This is a genomic window from Nocardia pseudovaccinii NBRC 100343 (genome assembly GCF_001613225.1).
Taxonomy (GTDB): domain Bacteria; phylum Actinomycetota; class Actinomycetes; order Mycobacteriales; family Mycobacteriaceae; genus Nocardia; species Nocardia pseudovaccinii.
The window spans coordinates 23,747-42,444 of record NZ_BDBY01000170.1 but is presented as its reverse complement, the minus strand read 5'-3'; the positions used below and the strand labels follow the sequence as shown (position 1 = coordinate 42,444).

Sequence of the window (18,698 nt, the reverse complement as noted above, 5' to 3'; positions counted from 1 at the left end):
TCGGTGTGTTCCCAGGGCAGGTCGACGTCGGTGCGGCCGAAGTGGCCGTACGCGGCGGTCGGCGCGTAGATCGGGCGCAGCAGGTCGAGGTCGCGGATGATCGCGCCGGGGCGCAGATCGAAGACCTCGGTGATGGCCGTGGCGATGCGCGCCGGATCGACCTTCTCGGTGCCGAAGGTCTCGACGAACAGACCGACCGGTGCGGCCTTGCCGATGGCGTAGGCGACCTGGACCTCGACCCGTTCGGCGAGTCCGGCCGCGACGACATTCTTGGCGACCCAGCGCATGGCGTAGGCGGCCGAACGGTCCACCTTCGACGGATCCTTACCGGAGAACGCGCCACCACCGTGACGAGCCATGCCGCCGTAGGTGTCGACGATGATCTTGCGGCCGGTCAGGCCCGCATCACCCATCGGACCACCGAGGACGAACTTGCCGGTCGGGTTCACCAGCAGGCGAATATCGGAGACATCCAGCGGCGCGGGCAGATCAAGATCGGCGAGCACCACGTCGACGACCTTCTCGCGGATATCGGGTGCCAGCAAGTTGTCCAGGTCGATATCGGCGGCGTGCTGCGTGGAGATCACGACCGTATCCAGGCGGACCGGACGGTCACCGTCGTATTCGATGGTGACCTGGGTCTTACCGTCGGGACGCAGGTACGGTAGCACTCCCGACTTGCGAACCTCGGTCAGCCGACGCGAGAGCCGGTGCGCGAGCGCGATCGGCAGCGGCATCAGCTCGGGTGTGTCGGTGTTGGCATAGCCGAACATCAGGCCCTGGTCGCCAGCGCCCTGCCGCTCGATCTCGTCATCCGATCCGGCGGTACGCGCCTCGTGCGAGGTGTCGACGCCCTGTGCGATATCCGGCGACTGTGCGCCGATCGCAATATTCACACCGCAGGAATTTCCGTCGAAACCCTTTGCGGACGAGTCGTATCCGATTTCCAGAACCTTTTCGCGGACGATTTTCGGAATATCCGCATAAGCCGACGTGGTTACCTCACCCGCGACGTGCACCTGGCCGGTGGTCACGAGAGTTTCCACCGCGACCCGGCTGCGCGGATCCGCCGCGAGCAGGGCGTCGAGGATGGAATCGCTGATGGCGTCACAGATCTTGTCCGGATGACCTTCGGTCACGGACTCACTGGTGAAAAGGCGGCTGCCAGACGTGGGCACAGTTCTTCCCTCTCCCTCAACGGGTTACTCGTATCGGATTGCGACGGTAACGCGATGTGGCCACCGCACAACCCTTCATTCAGACTATTCCAAACCACCGACGCGACGGGGTTGACGACAGGCAACTGTCTCAGACTATTGAAATCCGTCGATATGTCGGGCCGGGGCTCCAGCCTCCAACACATCGACCAGTCCGGGTTGCGGTCGACAACAGCCTAACCATCACGCGGCGGTGTATCCACCGGACATCCTCGATGCACAGCACAATCCAAGCGCCGCAACGATTCTCAGCGCAGCAGCGGACCGAGCGCGTCCAGCACCCGGCTCGCGAGCAATGCCTTCGATCCGTGGTCGAGCGCCTGTTCGGTGCCGTCGGCACCGAGCAGCCAGCCGTCGTTGGTGTCGACCTCGAACGCCTTGCCCTCGCCGACCGCGTTGACGACCAGCAGATCACAGCCCTTACGCGCCAGTTTGGCCCGCGCGTGCGTGAGCACATCGCCGTGCTCGTCACCGGTCTCGGCGGCAAAGCCGACGATCGCGGTTCCGGGTAGCTGACCATCGCGTCGCGACTGAACGAGTCCGGCGAGAATGTCGTCGGTCTTGGTCAGCGGGATCACGTCGGGCTCGTGCGCGCCCTTCTTGATCTTGGCAGCGGCCACGGTGGTCGGCCGGAAGTCGGCGACGGCCGCGGCCATGATCACCGCGTCCGCACCGAGCGCATGCTTCTCGACGGCGGTCTTGAGCTGTTCGGCGGTGGTGATGTGCACGAGATCCACGGCGGCGGGTGCGGCCATCTCGATGGTGTTGCCCGCGATCAACGTGACGTGGGCGCCGCGCTGCGCGGCGACCCTGGCCAATGCGTAGCCCTGCTTGCCGGAGCTGCGATTGCCGAGGAAACGCACCGGATCCAGCGGTTCCCTGGTGCCGCCCGCGGTGATCACCACGCGGCGGCCCGCCAGATCACGCGGGATGGCGTCGGCGCGTTCCAGCAGCAGCGTCGCCAGCCCGAAGATCTCCTCGGGCTCGGGCAACCGGCCGGGACCCGTATCGGTACCGGTCAACCGGCCCGACGCGGGTTCCATGACGATCGCACCGTGCGCGCGCAGCGTCGCGACATTGGCGACGGTGGCCGGATGCTCCCACATCTCGGTATGCATCGCGGGCGCGAACAACACCGGACATCGGGCCGTCAGCAAGGTGGCGGTGAGTAGATCGTCGGCGCGGCCCTGTGCGGCACGAGCCATCAGATCGGCGGTCGCCGGGGCGATGACCACAAGGTCCGCCTCCTGGCCCAACCGCACGTGCGGCACCTCGGGGACATCGGTGAACACATCGGTGTGCACCGGATTCCCGGACAGCGCCTCGAAGGTTGCCTTACCGACGAACTGCAGCGCCGACTCGGTGGGGATCACCCGTACCTGATGCCCGGTCTCGGTGAACCGGCGCACGATCGAACAGGCCTTATAGGCGGCGATCCCTCCGCCGACGCCGACGACGATCCGTGTGGTCACTACGCCTCCGGCCTAGATGTGGTTGTTACTCGCCTTCGGAGTGCTCGAGCAGGTCGGAGTGGATCTCACGCATCGCGACCGACAGCGGCTTCTCCTGCAGACCCGGCTCGACCAGCGGGCCGACGTATTCGAGGATGCCGTCGCCGAGCTGGTTGTAGTAGTCGTTGATCTGACGGGCCCGCTTGGCCGCGTAGATCACCAGCGCGTACTTGGACGAGGTGCGCTCGAGCAGCTCGTCGATCGGCGGGTTGGTGAGGCCGACCGGAGTGTCGTATGCGGGCGCGGGCTTGATGTCCGTACTGCTCACTGAGAGGGCTCCTGCGGGGATCGGTTCTTCGGGCTGGGTGGTTTTCCGAGAGTGCGGGTCACGAACTCGAATTTGTGCTAACGAACAACGATACCAACTGCTCACAGGCGCTGGTCACCTCGTCGTTCACTATGACGATGTCGAACTCGTCACAGGCCGCCAATTCCGTCCTGGCGGTCTCCAACCTGCGGGCGATCACCTCGGGTGATTCGGTACCCCGCGCGGTCAGCCGGGAAACCAGTTCCTCCCAGCTGGGCGGGGCGAGAAATACCAGCAGCGCCTCCGGCATGGCCTTGCGCACCGACCGCGCGCCCTCGAGGTCCACCTCGACGAGCACCGGCAGGCCGGCGGCGAGTGCGTCACGCACCGGTTTCGCCGGAGTACCCGAGCGCTGCAGTCCCCCGTGGATATCAGCCCACTCGAGGAGTTCGCCCGCCGCGATCATGGCGTCGAACTCCTCCCGGGACACAAACCGGTAGTCGCGGCCTTCGACCTCCCCGGGCCGGGGGGCCCGGGTTGTCGCCGACACGCTGAAGACCAGTTGGGGCAGTCGCTCGCGGACGCAGCGGACCACGGTCGACTTGCCCACGGCCGAGGGGCCGACCAGTACTACCAGTCGACCCTTCCGCGTGTGTTCGACCACCTTGGTGGTCAGGCGAAGTCGAATCGGGCGAGCAGCGCCTTGCGCTGCCGATCACCCAGTCCGCGCAGACGCCGGGTGGGGGCGATCTCCAGCTCGCTCATGATTTCCGCCGCCTTGACCTTGCCCACCTTGGGCAGGGCCTCCAGCAGCGCCGACACCTTCATCTTGCCGAGGATCTCGTCGGTTTCGGCGTCGGTGAGGACCTGCTTCAGGTCGGTGCCGCCACGCTTCAGGCGCTCCTTGAGCTCCGCCCGAGCACGGCGAGCGGCAGCCGCCTTCTCCAAAGCAGCGGCGCGCTGCTCGTCAGTCAGCTGGGGAAGGGCCACGGTTCCTCCGTCTCATCGTTCATTGCATCAACTCCTGCCGGTAACCCAGCAGTCTCAGCGACCGTACCCACGACGTTGCCCGATTGCGAACCCACCCCCCAGGTCAGCGCATGATTCGCCGATGTCGTAAGGGTGGGCCCGACGGGATGCGCACAGCGCGTCGATCGCTGCGGTGATCCTACCGCCGAAATCTCGAAATGCCCCGCTAGCAGGGCTTTTTCATACCGAAACTGGGTTAGCGGAGCGGTTGCGGTGTCAACCCGCATCGGACCAGCAACCGGTCACGTGTCCGACCTGGAATTTTCTAGGATTTTTCCGCGTGTCGCGTTGTTCTTGCGCGTGTCGGAGGCTCGAAACGACCGATTTCAGGCTTCCGTACCTCCCGAACCGACGCCGGACACACGGAGCGCAACAAAATCCTGGAATTCGCCTGGACCGCAGCGCGGCGAGAGCGAACGGCACTCTGTGCCGGTCCAGTTGGCTCCGTGATCGATCAGGACGCCGCCTCGGCCACCGATATGCCGAATGGCGGGGAAATCGGCGCAGCGGGCCGCACAGCTGTTCGATATGACACGTCATCCCCGATCAACATGCCTTCCCCCGCCCGAAACGCGAAATGGACCGACGCCGAAGCGCCGGTCCATGTAATCGTCACGCGTCATCGCCGCAGGAAGGCGAACTCCTCCTGCAGCGCGCTCACCTTGGCACGCAGTGCCGACACCGACGGACCGGCGCCGAGCACCTCGCGCGAAACGGTCGGCACCGCGGCGCGCAACAACTGCTCCGGCACCAGCTCACGCACGGTTTCCGGACCGCCACCCTGCGCGCCGACGCCCGGCATCAGGATCGGGCCGTTGAGCTCCGCGAGATCCGGCGCTTCGGTGAGGGTGGCCCCCAGCACAATGCCGACCGATCCGAATTCCTGCCCCGCATTGCACTGCGCCGCCGCATCGACCATGGTCTGCGCGATCGTTCGACCGTCCGCCGCGACCGCCCGCTGCACCTGTGCACCTTCGGGATTCGAGGTGGCGGCGAGTACGAAGACACCGCGCCCGTTCGCCTCCGCGAGCGTCAAAGCCGGTGCGAGGGAACCGAATCCGAGATACGGCGAGACCGTCACCGCATCCGAGCCGAGCGTACCGTCGGCGAGCCAGGTCCGCGCGTAGGCAGCCATGGTCGAGCCGATATCGCCGCGCTTGGCATCGGCGAGCACCAGGGTGCCCGAGGCGCGCAGCACCTCGATGGTGCGCTCGAGCACCGCGATTCCGCCGGAACCGTAGGCCTCGAAGAAGGCGACCTGGGGTTTGATCAGCGCGATCCGGCCGTCGAAAGCTTCGACGCAGATCTCGGCGAAGGCCTCGATACCGTCGACATCGTCGGTGAGACCCCACGATCCGAGCAGGCCGGGATGCGGATCGATGCCGACGCACAGTGGCCCGAGATGCCGCATGGCGTGCTGCAATCGGGCACCGAAGGTCTTCATCGCACCGTCTCCTTCGTCAGCCACGCAGCACCGAATGCAGTTCCTGCAGCGAGCGCACCCCGATGCCGCCGTTGATGCTCGCCTCGATGCCTTGCACGGCCGCGGCCGCACCCTGCACCGTGGTGATGCACGGGATGTTCACACCGACCGCCGCCGTGCGGATCTCGTAACCGTCCACGCGCGGGCCGGAATTGCCGTAGGGGGTGTTGAACACCATGTCGACCTCGCCGTCGCGGATCTGCTCCACGATGGTCGGCTGGTCGGCGGGTCCGTCCTCGGAGTGCTTGCGCACCTGTTCGCACGGAATTCCGTTGCGGCGCAGCATTTCCGCGGTGCCCTCGGTGGCCAGGATGCGGAAGCCGAGGTCGTTGAGGCGCTTCACCGGGAACACCATGGCGCGCTTGTCCCGGTTGGCGATCGAGACGAAGACGGTGCCCTCGGTCGGCAGCGAACCGTAGGCCGCGGCCTGGCTCTTGGCGAAGGCGGTGCCGAAATCGGCGTCGATGCCCATGACCTCACCGGTGGACTTCATCTCCGGCGAGAGCAGCGAATCCACACCGCTGCCGTCGGCCTTGCGGAACCGGTGGAACGGCAGCACCGCCTCCTTCACCGCGACGGGTGCGTCGAGCGGCACGTGGCCGCCGTCGCCCTCGGCGGGCAGCATGCCCTCCTTGCGCAGTTCGGCGATGGTGGCGCCCATGGTGATCCGTGCCGCCGCCTTGGCCAGCGGCACCGCGGTGGCCTTGGAGACGAACGGAACCGTGCGGCTCGCCCGCGGATTCGCCTCGAGCACGTACAGCACATCGTCCTTGAGCGCGTACTGCACATTGAGCAGGCCCTTGACGCCGATGCCCTTGGCCAGCGCGATGGTGGAGCGGCGCACCGCCTCGATATCGCTGCGGCCCAGGGTGATCGGCGGCAGTGCGCAGGCGGAGTCGCCGGAGTGGATGCCCGCCTCTTCGATGTGCTCCATCACACCGCCGAGGTAGACCTCGTCACCGTCGCAGAGCGCGTCGACGTCGATCTCGATGGCGTCTTCCAGGAACCGGTCGACCAGCACCGGATGTTCCGGACTGAGTTCGGTCGCCCGGGAGATGTAGCCCTCCAGCGAGTCCTCGTCGTAGACGATCTCCATACCGCGACCGCCGAGCACGTAGGACGGGCGCACCAGCACCGGGTAGCCGATGCCCGCGGCGATCTTTTTGGCCTGCGCGAAGGTGGTCGCGGTGCCGTACTTCGGTGCGGGCAGGCCCGCGGCGACCAGCACGTCACCGAATTCGCCGCGATCCTCGGCCAGGTCGATGGCCGCGGCGCTGGTGCCGACCACTGGCACACCCGCGTCGGTGAGGCGCTGCGCCAGCCCCAGCGGGGTCTGGCCGCCGAGCTGCACGATCACACCGGCGACGGTGCCGGACTCGGTTTCGGCGTGGTAGACCTCGAGCACATCCTCGAAGGTCAGCGGCTCGAAGTAGAGCCGGTCGGCGGTGTCGTAGTCGGTGGAGACGGTTTCCGGGTTGCAGTTGACCATGACGGTCTCGTATCCGGCCTGCGAAAGCGTCTGCGCCGCATGGACACACGAGTAGTCGAACTCGATGCCCTGGCCGATCCGGTTCGGCCCGGAACCCAGGATGATCACCTTGTCGCGTTCGCGCTGCGGCGAGACCTCCGACTCGGCTGCGGGATCGAGCTCGTAGGCCGAGTAGTGATATGGGGTTTTGGCCTCGAACTCCGCGGCGCAGGTGTCGACGGTCTTGAAGACCGGGCGGATACCGAGCCGATGACGCAGCGCGCGCACGCCGGTCTCACCCGCCAATTCCGGTCGCAGCGCGGCGATCTGGCGATCGGAGAGGCCATAGTGCTTGGCACGGCGAAGCAGCGGCTCGTCGAGTACGGGTGCGTCGATGACCTCTCGGCGCAGCTCGACCAGTCCTGCCACCTCGGCGACGAACCAGGGGTCGATGCCGGAGGCCGCGGCGACGTCCTCGATGCTCGCGCCCAGCCGCAGCGCCCGCTCGACCTGGTAGATGCGCCCCTCGGTCGGCGTGCGCAGATCTTCGAGGACGGCTTCGGTATCGGTCCAGTTGCCGTCGCCCTGGGTCCAGAAGCCCGCGGCCTTGGTCTCCAGCGAGCGCAGCACCTTGCCGAGTGCCTCGGCGAAGTTGCGACCAAGCGACATCGCCTCGCCGACCGACTTCATGGTAGTGGTCAGCGTGGCGTCGGCGCCGGGGAACTTCTCGAAGGCGAAGCGCGGTGCCTTGACGACCACATAGTCCAAGGTCGGCTCGAAACAGGCCGGGGTTTCCTTGGTGATGTCGTTGATGATCTCGTCCAGGGTGTAGCCGATGGCCAGCTTGGCGGCGATCTTGGCGATCGGGAAACCCGTTGCCTTGGAAGCCAATGCGGACGAGCGCGAGACGCGCGGGTTCATCTCGATGACGATCAGGCGTCCGTCGGCCGGATTGACCGCGAACTGGATGTTGCAGCCACCGGTATCGACGCCGACCTCGCGCAGGATGTCGATGCCCAGGTCGCGCAACCGCTGGTATTCGCGGTCGGTCAAGGTCATGGCGGGTGCGACGGTGACCGAATCACCGGTGTGCACACCCATCGGGTCCACATTCTCGATCGAGCAGACCACCACGACATTGTCACGGCCGTCGCGCATCAGCTCGAGTTCGTATTCCTTCCAACCCAGGATGGATTCCTCGATGAGCACATTGGCGGTCGGCGAGGCTGCCAAGCCGCCGCCCGCTATGCGATCGAGGTCCTCGTCGTTGTAGGCCATGCCGGAGCCGAGGCCGCCCATGGTGAACGACGGCCGCACGACCACCGGAAAGCCCAGTTCAGTGACGGTTTCGCGGACCTCGTCCATGGTGTGGCAGACACGCGAGCGAGCGCTCTCGCCACCGACCTTGGCGACGATGTCCTTGAACTTCTGCCGGTCCTCACCGCGCTGGATGGCCTCGAAATCGGCGCCGATCAGCTCGACGTTGTATTTCTGCAGCACTCCGCGCTCGTGCAGGGCGACCGCGGTATTCAGCGCGGTCTGCCCACCGAGGGTGGCGAGAATGGCATCGGGGCGTTCCTTTTCGATGACCTTCTCGACGAACTCCGGCGTAATCGGTTCCACATAGGTCGAATCGGCGAACTCCGGATCGGTCATGATGGTCGCCGGGTTGGAATTCACCAGCGATACCCGCAGACCCTCGGCCCGCAGCACCCGGCACGCCTGGGTGCCGGAGTAGTCGAATTCGCAGGCCTGGCCGATGACGATCGGACCGGAGCCGATCACCAGGATGTGCTTCAGATCCTCGCGGCGAGGCATCAGGCTCCTTCCATGAGACCGGCGAAACGGTCGAAGAGATAGGCGGCGTCATGAGGTCCGGCGGCGGCTTCCGGGTGGTACTGCACCGAGAATGCGCGGCCGTCGACCAGGCGCACGCCCTCGACGGTGCCGTCATTGGCGCACACGTGGCTGACCTCGGCCTTGCCGAACGGAGTATCGAACTGTTCGCCCTGTTCGCCCTCCAGCGCGAAGCCGTGGTTCTGTGCGGTGATCGAGATACGGCCGGTTTCGTGTTCGACGACCGGGATATTGATGCCGCGGTGGCCGAACTTCATCTTGTAGGTCTTGCGGCCGAAGGCGCGACCGAGGATCTGATTGCCGAAGCAGATCCCGAACAGCGGCAGCCCCTTCTCCAGCATGCCCTGGGTGATGGCGACCGCGCCGTCCTGGGTGGCCGGGTCGCCCGGACCGTTGGACAGGAAGACGCCGTCCGGCTTCAGCTCCAGGATCTGATCCAGCGAGACGGTCGACGGCACCACATGCACCCGCATGCCACGCTGAGCGAACATGCGCGGGGTGTTGGTCTTGATGCCGAGGTCGACCGCGACAACGGTGAAGCGCGGGTCGCCGTTCGGTTCGATCGTGTACAGCGCGTCGGTACTCACCTCCTCGGCCAGATCCGCGCCCAGCATCGAGGGCTGTCCGTTGACCCGGGACAGCAGTTCGTCTGCGTCGGCGAGGGCCGAGCCGGAGAAGATGCCCGCTTTCATCGAGCCGCGGGTGCGCAGGTGGCGCACCAGCGCGCGGGTGTCGATACCAGCGATGCCGACGATCTGCTGGCTGTCCAGCTGGTCCTGCAGAGTTCCGGTTGATCGCCAGTTCGACGCGACGCGCGAGGCGTCGCGGACCGCGTATCCGGCGACCCAGATCTTGCCCGATTCGTCGTCCTCGTCGTTCCAGCCGGTATTGCCGATCTGCGGGGCCGTGGCCACCACGATCTGGCGGTGGTAGCTGGGGTCGGTGAGGGTCTCCTGATACCCGGTCATCGCGGTGCAGAACACCGCCTCACCGAGTGTTTCGCCCACGGCGCCGAAGGCCGTGCCGCGGAAAACCCGCCCGTCCTCCAAGACCAATGCCGCTGCTTCTTGTGGCCCTCCCGTCACCCGACCACCACCCCCCATGGAATCGCTCCGCGATCCTGCGTTCATTCGTCGTCTCCCGTCATCGCCCTGGCCCACGCCGGGTACACCGTCTTGTCGTCACCTCGGAAACCGGTATCTATCTCGGTTCCGGTCGGCAGCTTCCAGCGAATTACCAGCACACCATCTTCCGTCATCACCTTGCCCGCATGTCCGCGTTCGGTCCGCACGGCGGTAATGGATTCCTGCGGAATCCAGATCACCGTCGCACCGTCGCGCTCGAGCAGAATCCCCCGTTCGAACCGCGTGAGTTCCGCTGTGGCCCGGAAACCCAGGTCGCCCACCGCGATCCGGTCCTGCCAGCTCGGCGCGATGGTGCTGCCGAGATACAGTCCGGTGGTCGGCTCGAGCACCTGAGCGCCGAGATCACCCGGCACATGCGGTAGTTCGCCGATGCGCGCCTCCTGACGCGCGGCTCGGTTCTGCCAGCCCCGGTACATCAGCCAGACGCACAGAACGAACAGTGCGATCAGCCCGACCACCAACAGCACTCTCATTTACGAACCTCCCACCGCCTTGCCCTCACGGGCGGTTACCCGGCCTCGGAGCAACGTCGTTGTCACCCGAGCCGGGAACGTCATGTCCTCGAACGGCGTGTTGTTCGAAATGCTGGCGAGTTCGGCGGCCCGCACCGTCCAGCTCGCGTCCGGGTCGACCAGCGTCAGGTTGGCCGGTTCACCGACCTCGATCGGGCGGCCATGGCCGTCGAGTCCGACGATTTCGGCCGGACGCTCGCTCATCACGCGGGCGACACCGCGCCAGTCCAGCAGGCCGGGTTCGACCATGGTCTGCACGATGATCGACAGCGCGGTCTCCAGGCCGAGCATGCCGGGGCGGGCGGCGGCGAATTCGCAGCACTTGTCCTGTTCGGCGTGCGGGGCGTGGTCGGTGGCGACGCAGTCGAGGATGCCCTCGGCGAGTGCCTGCCGCAGCGCGATGGTGTCGGAGACCTCGCGCAGCGGGGGGTTCACCTTATTGACCGCGTCGTAGGTCTCCAGGCGTGAGTCGTCGAGCAGCAGATGGTGCGGGGTGACCTCGGCGGTGATCGAAATGCCCTGCGCCTTGGCCCATTTCACCAGTTCGACGGTACCGGCCGTGGAGGCGTGGCAGATGTGCACGCGGGCATCTGCGTCGCGGGCCAGTAGTGCGTCGCGAGCCACGATCGACTCTTCCGCGGCGCGCGGCCAACCGGCCAGGCCGAGGCGGGCCGCGGTCGGACCTTCGTGCGCGACAGCGCCTTTGGTCAGGCGCGGCTCTTCGGCATGCTGTGCGATCAAGACGCCGAGGGAGTTCGAGTACTCCAGTGCGCGGCGCATGAGCAGCGGGTCGTAGACGCAGTGGCCGTCGTCGGAGAACATGCGTACCGCGCCGACTCCGGCGGCCATGGTGCCCATTTCGGCGAGCTGCTTACCTTCCAGCCCGACCGTGACCGCCCCCACCGGGTACACGTCGACCAGCCCGACCTCCTGACCGCGCCGCCACACGTGATCGGTGACGACCACCGAGTCGGCGACCGGGTTGGTATTGGCCATGGCGAAGACCGCGGTGTAACCGCCGAGTGCCGCTGCGGCGGAACCGGTTTCGATGGTCTCGGTGTCCTCGCGGCCGGGTTCGCGCAGATGGGTGTGCAGATCGACGAAGCCGGGCAGCAGGATCTGGCCATGCGCATCGATGATCTCGGCGTCGATAATGCCGAGATCGGTTCCGATGGCGGCGATTACACCGTCGCGCACGAGTAGGTCGACCGGCTCGCCCTCGCCGTACGGCCGAACACCCTTGAGCAGCAAGCTCATGCCTTCACCTCACTGGCGCTCGGCTCCGGCATGCGCCATGCGCACTGGCACATGATTCGCTCACTTCGTTCGCTCATGCGACAGCCTCCTGGGTACCGACCAGCAGCCGGAACAGCACGGCCATCCGCATATGCACTCCGTTCGTCACCTGTTGCAGGATCGCCGCCTGCGGGGAATCCGCGACCGGCGAGGCGATTTCCATGCCACGCAGCATCGGCCCCGGATGCAGGACGACCGCGTTCTCGTCGAGCAGTGCGAGCCTGCGCTCGGAAAGTCCGTAGTTGACCGAATATTCGCGCGCAGACGGGAAGAAACCGCCGTTCATCCGCTCCTGCTGCACCCGCAGCATCAGCACCGCATCGGCGCCGGGCAATTCGGCGTCCAGGGAAGACGAGATCCGGGCGGGCCACAGGTCCGCACCCACCGGCAGCAGCGTGCGCGGCGCGACCAGCACCACCTCGGCGCCAAGAGTATTGAGCAGGAAGACATTCGAGCGCGCGACCCGGCTGTGCAGGATATCGCCGACGATGACGATCCGCTTGCCCTCGATATCGCCGAGGCGCTGACGAAGGGTCAGCGCGTCCAGCAGCGCCTGCGTCGGATGCTGGTGGGTACCGTCACCGGCGTTGATGATGGCCGGGCCCTGCCGCCCCTCGGCGACCGCCCAGCCATCCATCCAGCGCGCGATCTGATGCGCCGCACCGGAGGCCGGGTGCCGGACGATGAGCGCATCGGCGCCCGCCGCGTGCAGAGTAAGCGCGGTGTCGCGCAGTGATTCGCCCTTGGCGACCGAGGAGCTGCTCGCGCTGACATTGATCACATCGGCGCTCATCCACTTGCCCGCGACCTCGAACGAGACCCGGGTGCGAGTCGAGTTCTCGTAGAAGACGGTCATCACGGTGCGGCCGCGCAGCGTCGGCAGCTTCTTCACCTCGCGGCCCAGCAGCGCCTGTTCGAAGCGTTCGGCCTCGTCGAGCAGTTCGGTGGCGGTGGCACGATCGAGGTCGGTCACCGTCAAGAGATGTCTCACGACTCCACCTCGCTGGCGCTCGGTTCCGTCGTTCGACCTCCGGCCGCTGTGTTGATGGTTCGCTCGCTACGCTCGCTCACGACTCCACCTCGCTGACACTCGCTCCGGCGAGCCGATTCACTGCGCGTCCTCCTGATGCAAGTAGACGCCGTCGCGCCCGTCGTGTTCGGTGAGCAGTACAGAGATGTCCTCGCTGCGGGAGGTCGGCACGTTCTTGCCGACGAAATCCGCGCGGATCGGGAGTTCGCGATGGCCGCGGTCGATGAGCACCGCGAGTTGGACGGCGCGGGGGCGGCCGAGATCGCGCAGACCGTCGAGGGCCGAGCGCACGGTGCGGCCGGAGAAGAGCACGTCGTCGACCAGCACCACGAGTGCGTCCTCGATGCCGCCCTCGGGCACCGAGGTGCGCTCGAGCGGGCGGTGCGGGCGGCTGCGGAGATCGTCGCGATAGAGGGTGATGTCGAGCGAGCCGAGTGCCGGGCGGACGCCGGAGAACTCCTCGATCTTGTCGGTAAGTCGCGCGGCCAGCGTGGTGCCGCGGGTGGGAATGCCGATCAGCACCACGCGCGGTGCGTCCGGCTCACCCGCATCGAGGGCGGTCTTTTCGATGATCTGATGCGCGATGCGCGCGATGGTCCGGCCGACGTCGGAAGGAGACAGCAACTCGCGTCCCGCGCTCACCCACTCCGGGGTGTGTCGCTGCGACGTTTCGGCAGCGCCGGACTTGGCGGCCCGTTCCTCGGGCACGGCCATGCCGACCTCCTTCCCCGCCTCACCGGACGGTCCGTTAAAGGATGTCTTTACGGCATGCAGCCTAGCAGCGCCGTTTGCACCGCTTTAACCAGGCATATCCCGCTGTGAGCGGGCCCACGCGTGGTTCGGGCACTCCGGGCATTCCGGGCGGTTCACGCCTCGCGGACCGCGATGACGACTCCGATGTCCGGATCGTTCGAAGCGACGGGCCGCCCCAAGGCGGCGACCATATCGTCCCAGCTACGGAATTTGGTATACCAGCCGTGTTCGTCCAGCCAGGTTCTGGCATCGGCGCCGAGGCCGGTGCGCGGACGATCCGCGTCGTCGTCACCGCGGACCAGCCGTTTGAGTTCGGCGTACGGCCGGGCATTTTCGTCGACGGCGAAGCGGCTGACACCGAAACGGCTTCCCGGAGCGGATAATTCGGTCAGCGTGGTGACCACATGCAAAGCGTGCTCGTGGGTCAGGTAGCCCAGGACGCCCTCGTCTACCCAGTGCGTGGGCAGATCCGGCCGAAATCCGTACTCCCCGAGCAGCTTTGCCCAGTCTTCGCGCAGATCGATGGCGAGCACCGCGCGGCCGCAGCGCGGTTGCGCATGTGCCGCGGTGAGGACCGGTTCCTTGAACGCGAAGAGCTCCGGCAGATCGATCTCGAATACTCGAACGTCGGCGGGCAGCGCCATGCGGAATGCCCTGGTGTCCAAGCCCGCACCGATCAGCACGATCTGACGTATCCCCTGTTCGACCGCCGCGGCGACGCGGTCGTCGACGAGCCGGACGCCGACCGTGCGGCCCTCGAAGAACATGTCCGCCACCGCTTCCAGCCGCGCCCAGCGCTCGGGTCCGCCGTCGATCTCGCAGTAGGCGCGGCGTGCGGCGTCAACGAACAGTTGCGCGAGCGGATCGTCGTACAGGCGGTCCGTGCGCACGGATTCCTTCGCCCGGATTACGGCGACACCGATCGCGGTCAGTGCGACACCGGCCGTCGGCGCCTTCGGATGCGTTTCGGTCATTGCTGCCTCCCCAATAGATAACTTGTCGCCCGGCTAGTAATTCGGGCACAGGGAAGACGCTAGGCTTCCACTAGCCGGTCGTCAAGCAAAAAGAGAAGGACACAATGGACGGACGTCGCAGCGATACACGCGAGCGGATTCGTACTGTCGCAATGGAATTGTTCTCCGAACGCGGCTACGAGAAGACCTCCCTGCGCGAGATCGCCGACCGCCTCGGCGTCACCAAGGCCGCGCTCTACTACCACTTCCGCACCAAGGAAGACATCGTCGCGAGCCTCTCCGACGACCTGCGTCGCGGCATCGACGACATCGTGACCTGGGCCGAGAGCGCCCCGCCCGGCACGGAGCGAGCCAACGAAATCCTCACCCGCTACGGCGCGCTGCTGCACGGCATCGGCCGCAGCATGGTCCGCTTCTGGCACGAGAACCAGCCAGCCTTCCGCCAGCTCGACTTCGGCTCGAGCATGCGCTACCAGTTCCGCGTGCTCGCTGACCTGATGGCCGGTCCGGACCAGCCGCCGCTCGCCGTCTTCCGTGCGCGCGAAGCCCTGCTCGCCATCAGCTGGAGCACCGCCATGATGGGCGATCTTCCTCTCACCGACGACGAGTGCTACGCCGCGGCCGTCGATATCGCGCGAGACATTCTCACCAAGAATTGAATGACCGTTTCTCGCTAGCACATATGTTCGATAGCGCGTAGATTCGACGGCATGTCGACACCGCTGCAGGGATCATTGCTCGACGGGTTCGGAGACATCGAGGTGGGCGAGCTCGATGGCGTGCGCCGGACGGCATTGAGTCATGGGGCCTGGGTGGATGTGTTGCCCGGGTGGTTATCGGGGGCGGATGTGTTGTTCGAACGGTTGGTGGATGGCGTGCCGTGGCAGGCGGAGCGGCGGCCGATGTACGACCGGGTGGTGGATGTGCCGCGGCTACTGTGTTTCTACGAGGAGGGCGCGGAATTACCTGATCCAGCGTTGGACGAGGCACGGGCGGCACTGACCGCGCACTACCGCGCGGAACTCGGTGAACCGTTCCGCACAGCCGGGTTGTGCTACTACCGCGACGGACGCGACAGCGTGGCCTGGCACGGCGATACCTTCGGGCGCGGCGCAACCGATGACACCATGGTCGCCATCGTTTCGATCGGTGCGCCGCGAGCGCTGCTGCTGCGCCCGCGTGGTGGCGGCGCGAGTCTTCGATTCCAGGTCGGACATGGCGATCTGCTGGTCATGGGCGGGTCGTGCCAGCGCACCTGGGAACACGCGGTACCGAAGACGCGCAGGCCGACCGGGCCGCGAATCAGCATTCAATTTCGACCGCGTGGCGTGCGCTGACTACACAGACGGCGCGACGATTTGACCTCAACTATGGTTGAGATAAGAAGCTGATCTCCATGAGCGCAACGACAATTCAGCCCGCGGTCGAGCACACCACGGTCGACCACACCGACGACATTGCGGCGATCGAGCAGATCATCGCCAATGTCGAAACCGCGTACAACACCAACGATGCCGAACTCATGACCGCCGACTTCACCGCCAATGCGGCGGTGGTCAATGCGGTCGGTGCTCTCATGGTCGGGAAAGACGCACTGCTGGAGGCGAATCGGCAGGGGCTGGCGGGATTTCTGAAGGATCAGTATGTCCGCTACGAGGTCGCCGACATCGTATTCCTGCGGCCCGATATCGCGATCGCGCACAAGCTCGCCCGGGCGACCACGGCCGAGGGCGAGCTGATCGATATCGGTCACGCGATGATCGCGCTGTACGTCCTGGTCAAAGAGAACGGTCGATGGTGGACCGCGGCGCGGCAGAACACACTGGTCCCGCAGGCGAATTAGCCGTCAGTTCAGGGCGCGGCGAGCCGTTCTTCGCGCGTAGGGAAAAGACGGCGGCGAACGGTCGCACCGTGCGACCAGATGGCCCGCTGAACCTCCTCCGCCGAGGCACATCCGTCGAATCGGACGAGTACTTCGGCACGGGCCTGACGTGCGATTTTCACCTTGCGGCGGTATTGCCGGAAAATCTGCACCTCGCCATTACGATCCTCGTCCAGGTATTCGTAATCCATGCCGTAGTAGGCGTAGGTCCCGAGGGTTGCGAGCGAGGTTGCCCAGGATCGCAGCTGATCGCGTGCACCGAAAATCGTGACCATGCCGCCGATGCGGTCGATCCGTTCCCACCCGGTCGGTATGTCGGCGAAATACCAGTCGCGCTCCCCCGGCCCCTTCGCGCGCCACTCCTGCAGCTGGGCCACCGCGGCATCCAGACCGAATGTCTGCCAGCGCACCGTACCCTGCGAACCGTCGCGGAACGGCAGTTGCCTGCGCAAAGCGACGGCGGCGGCACGGGTGAACACGGTCAGGTCGGCGGGGACCAGCACAATCGGATCCGACGGCGCGGCGTCGAACGGATTGGGATCCAGATGCGCCGGATCGATGACCACGAGCGTGCCCGGCCGTCGCTGATAGGCCAGGCCCCACAGCAGTCGAGCAAGCATGCGCGCACCGCGCCAATCGGAGAGCACATGCCAGGTCTCGTGGAAATGGTTGGTGGCGAATCGGAAATCGCTGCCGGGCCGCAGGCTCAGCACCGTATACACCCGCCCATCGAGCACCATGGTGCGCCGATGCAGTTTCGCCATATTGTCGGTGGCCGAACCGGGGCGCGGCCGTTTATTCTGCGCGGCCACATTCACCTCCAGTTCCGCCTCGCGTGCATTCCAGGAGATCACGGCCGCCACCGTGCGGCAACGGATTATTTTCGCGTGGTTGAACAGTGGTCCAGAGCACAGCGGTGCGCGGCATCCCCCGATAGATTGGCCCTATGAGCAATCCTGGGGCGGGGGTTTTGGCCGTGATGCCGCTGCATACGATCAGCGAGGTCTACGGCGAAAGCGGACTGCGCGAACGATTACTGCTGGAAATCGCCGAACTATCCGATACCGAACGGCTCACCGAGGCATTGGACCTGGCTACCGAGTTGCATCGCGAGGATCGTTACGGCCGCGAACCGTATCTGAGTCACCTACTGCGCGTTGCGATTCGGATCGTCAGCCACTACGAGGTGCGGGACCCGGATGTCGTCGCGGCCGGGCTGCTGCACGATTCGGTCGAGGATCACCCGGTCGAACTGGCCGGAGCGCGTCCCGGTGCCCCGGCCGATGCCGCCCTCGCCGAACTCTCGGCCCGGTTCGGCACCCGGGTCGCCGAACTCGTCGCCGCCGTCACCAATCCGGAACCGGACCCGGACATAGATCAGCACGCGCAATACCGCGAGCATGTGGCGGCCAATCTCGATCGGGCGCCATGGGCCCGCATCGTCAAACTCTCCGACTTCACCGACAACGGCGTCGGCATCCTCTACGCCGACGGACCGGCGATGCGCAGACTCGCCACCAAGTACCGCCCGCTCACCGATATCTACCGCGACCTCGTCACCCGCCCGGACACTCCGCTCGCCGAGCACGTCAAACGGCACATCCTGCACCAGCTCGACAGCGCCGACGAACGTTTCGACGCCATTCTCGCCCGGGACTAGGGTCCGCGCAGCACCGATTCGACGAGTTCACGAACCGCTGCGAGCAGCCGTTCGGTCTGTCCCGCACGAGCCAGTCGCGGCACCTGTTCGCCACCCAGTGCGCCGAACAGCAGCCTGCCGACCACCTCGGCATCCAGGTCCGGGCGGGCCTCCCGCAACAGTGCGGTGATGTGCGCATCCCAGAATTCGTGGATTTCGGCGGCACGTGGATGCGGCGGGCCCTGCAGGTAGGCGACCGTCACCTCGATGTTGTCGGTCATCATTCGCACGAAGCCGTCGAAGAAGGCCAGCAGTCGCTCTCCGGCCGGGGCCCCCGGACCCAGCGGCGGCGGCCCGGTCCGGACGGCATCCATCAAGGCGAAGGTGCTCTCGGCGATCATCTCGTGCAGCAATCCGGCGCGATTGCCGAAGCGGTGGAAGATCGTGCCCTTGCCGACCCCGGCGGCCGCCGCGACCCGATCCATCGTGAGTGCGTCGGCGCCGTGTTCGGCGAGCAGCGCGGCGGTCGCGGCCAGGATCGCCTGCCGATTACGTGCGGCATCCGCCCGTTCCCTCGGCCGTTCGTCGGTCATTCCACCACCTTCATTGACAACTTGACCGCCGGTCCATATTGTTCCGAGACATCTGGACCTGC

At 66.2% G+C, this 18,698-nt stretch carries 19 protein-coding genes; 4 read left to right on the top strand and 15 right to left on the bottom strand.

All coding sequences use genetic code 11. The features are described 5' to 3' along the window. The 13 genes from metK to NP3_RS20335 all read right to left on the bottom strand — a co-directional run. On the bottom strand, nucleotides 1–1,178 hold a 1,178-nt coding region (gene metK / locus NP3_RS20395; protein WP_084508725.1), incomplete at its 3' end, for a methionine adenosyltransferase. 287 nt (nucleotides 1,179–1,465) lie between these two features. Beyond that, on the bottom strand, nucleotides 1,466–2,689 hold the full coding sequence (coaBC, locus tag NP3_RS20390) for a bifunctional phosphopantothenoylcysteine decarboxylase/phosphopantothenate--cysteine ligase CoaBC (protein ID WP_063043186.1): 1,224 nt from the start codon (nucleotides 2,687–2,689) through the stop codon (nucleotides 1,466–1,468). Between the two features lie 25 nt (nucleotides 2,690–2,714). Further along, the gene (gene rpoZ / locus NP3_RS20385; RefSeq protein WP_040692158.1) at nucleotides 2,715–2,996 is read right to left on the bottom strand and encodes a DNA-directed RNA polymerase subunit omega; all 282 of its coding nucleotides are present in this window, start codon (nucleotides 2,994–2,996) and stop codon (nucleotides 2,715–2,717) included. Between the two features lie 58 nt (nucleotides 2,997–3,054). Continuing rightward, entirely contained in the window at nucleotides 3,055–3,639 is a 585-nt protein-coding gene (gmk, locus tag NP3_RS20380) for a guanylate kinase (RefSeq protein WP_063043185.1), read from the bottom strand. Nucleotides 3,640–3,647: 8 nt separating this feature from the next. Beyond that, nucleotides 3,648–3,965 (bottom strand): integration host factor, actinobacterial type, encoded by a 318-nt coding sequence (gene mihF, locus NP3_RS20375; protein WP_062993489.1) that lies wholly within the window; start codon nucleotides 3,963–3,965, stop codon nucleotides 3,648–3,650. 658 nt (nucleotides 3,966–4,623) lie between these two features. Continuing rightward, nucleotides 4,624–5,448: an orotidine-5'-phosphate decarboxylase gene (gene pyrF, locus NP3_RS20370; protein WP_063043184.1), complete on the bottom strand. Its 825-nt coding sequence runs from the start codon at nucleotides 5,446–5,448 to the stop codon at nucleotides 4,624–4,626. 16 nt (nucleotides 5,449–5,464) lie between these two features. Continuing rightward, nucleotides 5,465–8,773, bottom strand: coding sequence for a carbamoyl-phosphate synthase large subunit (carB, locus tag NP3_RS20365; RefSeq protein WP_063043183.1), 3,309 nt, complete (start codon nucleotides 8,771–8,773; stop codon nucleotides 5,465–5,467). Continuing rightward, nucleotides 8,773–9,915, bottom strand: a complete 1,143-nt coding sequence (gene carA / locus NP3_RS20360; protein ID WP_169814524.1) for a glutamine-hydrolyzing carbamoyl-phosphate synthase small subunit — start codon at nucleotides 9,913–9,915, stop codon at nucleotides 8,773–8,775. Before carA ends, carB begins: the two co-directional genes overlap by 1 nt. Nucleotides 9,916–9,938: 23 nt before the next feature. Beyond that, nucleotides 9,939–10,430 (bottom strand): PH-like domain-containing protein, encoded by a 492-nt coding sequence (locus NP3_RS20355; RefSeq protein WP_063043181.1) that lies wholly within the window; start codon nucleotides 10,428–10,430, stop codon nucleotides 9,939–9,941. After that, entirely contained in the window at nucleotides 10,431–11,726 is a 1,296-nt protein-coding gene (locus tag NP3_RS20350; protein WP_063043180.1) for a dihydroorotase, read from the bottom strand. Between the two features lie 73 nt (nucleotides 11,727–11,799). Then, nucleotides 11,800–12,756 carry an aspartate carbamoyltransferase catalytic subunit gene (locus NP3_RS20345; protein ID WP_063043179.1) on the bottom strand — a complete coding sequence of 319 codons (957 nt, stop codon included), beginning with the start codon at nucleotides 12,754–12,756 and terminating at the stop codon, nucleotides 11,800–11,802. Between the two features lie 117 nt (nucleotides 12,757–12,873). Beyond that, entirely contained in the window at nucleotides 12,874–13,509 is a 636-nt protein-coding gene (gene pyrR / locus NP3_RS20340) for a bifunctional pyr operon transcriptional regulator/uracil phosphoribosyltransferase PyrR (RefSeq protein WP_063043178.1), read from the bottom strand. 152 nt (nucleotides 13,510–13,661) lie between these two features. Next, on the bottom strand, nucleotides 13,662–14,522 hold the full coding sequence (locus tag NP3_RS20335; protein WP_063043177.1) for an SAM-dependent methyltransferase: 861 nt from the start codon (nucleotides 14,520–14,522) through the stop codon (nucleotides 13,662–13,664). Nucleotides 14,523–14,674: 152 nt separating this feature from the next. Between NP3_RS20335 and NP3_RS20330 the strand changes: the two genes are divergently transcribed. Genes NP3_RS20330 through NP3_RS20320 form a run of 3 tightly spaced genes read left to right on the top strand, consistent with a single transcriptional unit; the run spans nucleotide 14,675 to nucleotide 16,365 of the window. Next, a complete protein-coding gene (locus NP3_RS20330) occupies nucleotides 14,675–15,181 on the top strand; it encodes a TetR/AcrR family transcriptional regulator (RefSeq protein ID WP_063043176.1) in 507 nt (168 codons plus the stop codon). Between the two features lie 51 nt (nucleotides 15,182–15,232). Further along, a complete protein-coding gene (locus NP3_RS20325) occupies nucleotides 15,233–15,859 on the top strand; it encodes an alpha-ketoglutarate-dependent dioxygenase AlkB (protein WP_063043175.1) in 627 nt (208 codons plus the stop codon). A 59-nt stretch (nucleotides 15,860–15,918) separates the two neighbouring features. After that, nucleotides 15,919–16,365: an SgcJ/EcaC family oxidoreductase gene (locus tag NP3_RS20320; protein WP_063043174.1), complete on the top strand. Its 447-nt coding sequence runs from the start codon at nucleotides 15,919–15,921 to the stop codon at nucleotides 16,363–16,365. Nucleotides 16,366–16,373: 8 nt separating this feature from the next. Here the strand turns inward: NP3_RS20320 and NP3_RS20315 are convergent, their stop codons facing one another. Next, entirely contained in the window at nucleotides 16,374–17,216 is an 843-nt protein-coding gene (locus tag NP3_RS20315; protein ID WP_063043194.1) for a hypothetical protein, read from the bottom strand. 134 nt (nucleotides 17,217–17,350) lie between these two features. On the opposite strand from NP3_RS20315, the gene NP3_RS20310 reads away from it, so the two are divergent. Continuing rightward, on the top strand, nucleotides 17,351–18,064 hold the full coding sequence (locus tag NP3_RS20310) for an HD domain-containing protein (RefSeq protein WP_063043173.1): 714 nt from the start codon (nucleotides 17,351–17,353) through the stop codon (nucleotides 18,062–18,064). On the opposite strand, the gene NP3_RS20305 is transcribed toward NP3_RS20310, so the two are convergent. Then, on the bottom strand, nucleotides 18,061–18,636 hold the full coding sequence (locus NP3_RS20305) for a TetR/AcrR family transcriptional regulator (RefSeq protein WP_063043172.1): 576 nt from the start codon (nucleotides 18,634–18,636) through the stop codon (nucleotides 18,061–18,063). The genes NP3_RS20310 and NP3_RS20305 overlap by 4 nt on opposite strands. Nucleotides 18,637–18,698: the final 62 nt, after the last annotated feature.

Bases quoted from the DNA above. Each gene is read 5' to 3' on its own strand.
- NP3_RS20335 (WP_063043177.1), bottom strand. From the start codon at position 14,522: ATGACCGAAACGCATCCGAAGGCGCCGACGGCCGGTGTCGCACTGACC.
- carB (WP_063043183.1), bottom strand. From the start codon at position 8,773: ATGCCTCGCCGCGAGGATCTGAAGCACATCCTGGTGATCGGCTCCGGT.
- NP3_RS20350 (WP_063043180.1), bottom strand. From the start codon at position 11,726: ATGAGCTTGCTGCTCAAGGGTGTTCGGCCGTACGGCGAGGGCGAGCCG.
- carA (WP_169814524.1), bottom strand. From the start codon at position 9,915: ATGGGGGGTGGTGGTCGGGTGACGGGAGGGCCACAAGAAGCAGCGGCA.
- pyrR (WP_063043178.1), bottom strand. From the start codon at position 13,509: ATGGCCGTGCCCGAGGAACGGGCCGCCAAGTCCGGCGCTGCCGAAACG.
- pyrF (WP_063043184.1), bottom strand. From the start codon at position 5,448: ATGAAGACCTTCGGTGCCCGATTGCAGCACGCCATGCGGCATCTCGGG.
- NP3_RS20330 (WP_063043176.1), top strand. From the start codon at position 14,675: ATGGAATTGTTCTCCGAACGCGGCTACGAGAAGACCTCCCTGCGCGAG.
- NP3_RS20325 (WP_063043175.1), top strand. From the start codon at position 15,233: ATGTCGACACCGCTGCAGGGATCATTGCTCGACGGGTTCGGAGACATC.
- NP3_RS20355 (WP_063043181.1), bottom strand. From the start codon at position 10,430: ATGAGAGTGCTGTTGGTGGTCGGGCTGATCGCACTGTTCGTTCTGTGC.
- NP3_RS20320 (WP_063043174.1), top strand. From the start codon at position 15,919: ATGAGCGCAACGACAATTCAGCCCGCGGTCGAGCACACCACGGTCGAC.
- NP3_RS20310 (WP_063043173.1), top strand. From the start codon at position 17,351: ATGAGCAATCCTGGGGCGGGGGTTTTGGCCGTGATGCCGCTGCATACG.
- NP3_RS20305 (WP_063043172.1), bottom strand. From the start codon at position 18,636: ATGACCGACGAACGGCCGAGGGAACGGGCGGATGCCGCACGTAATCGG.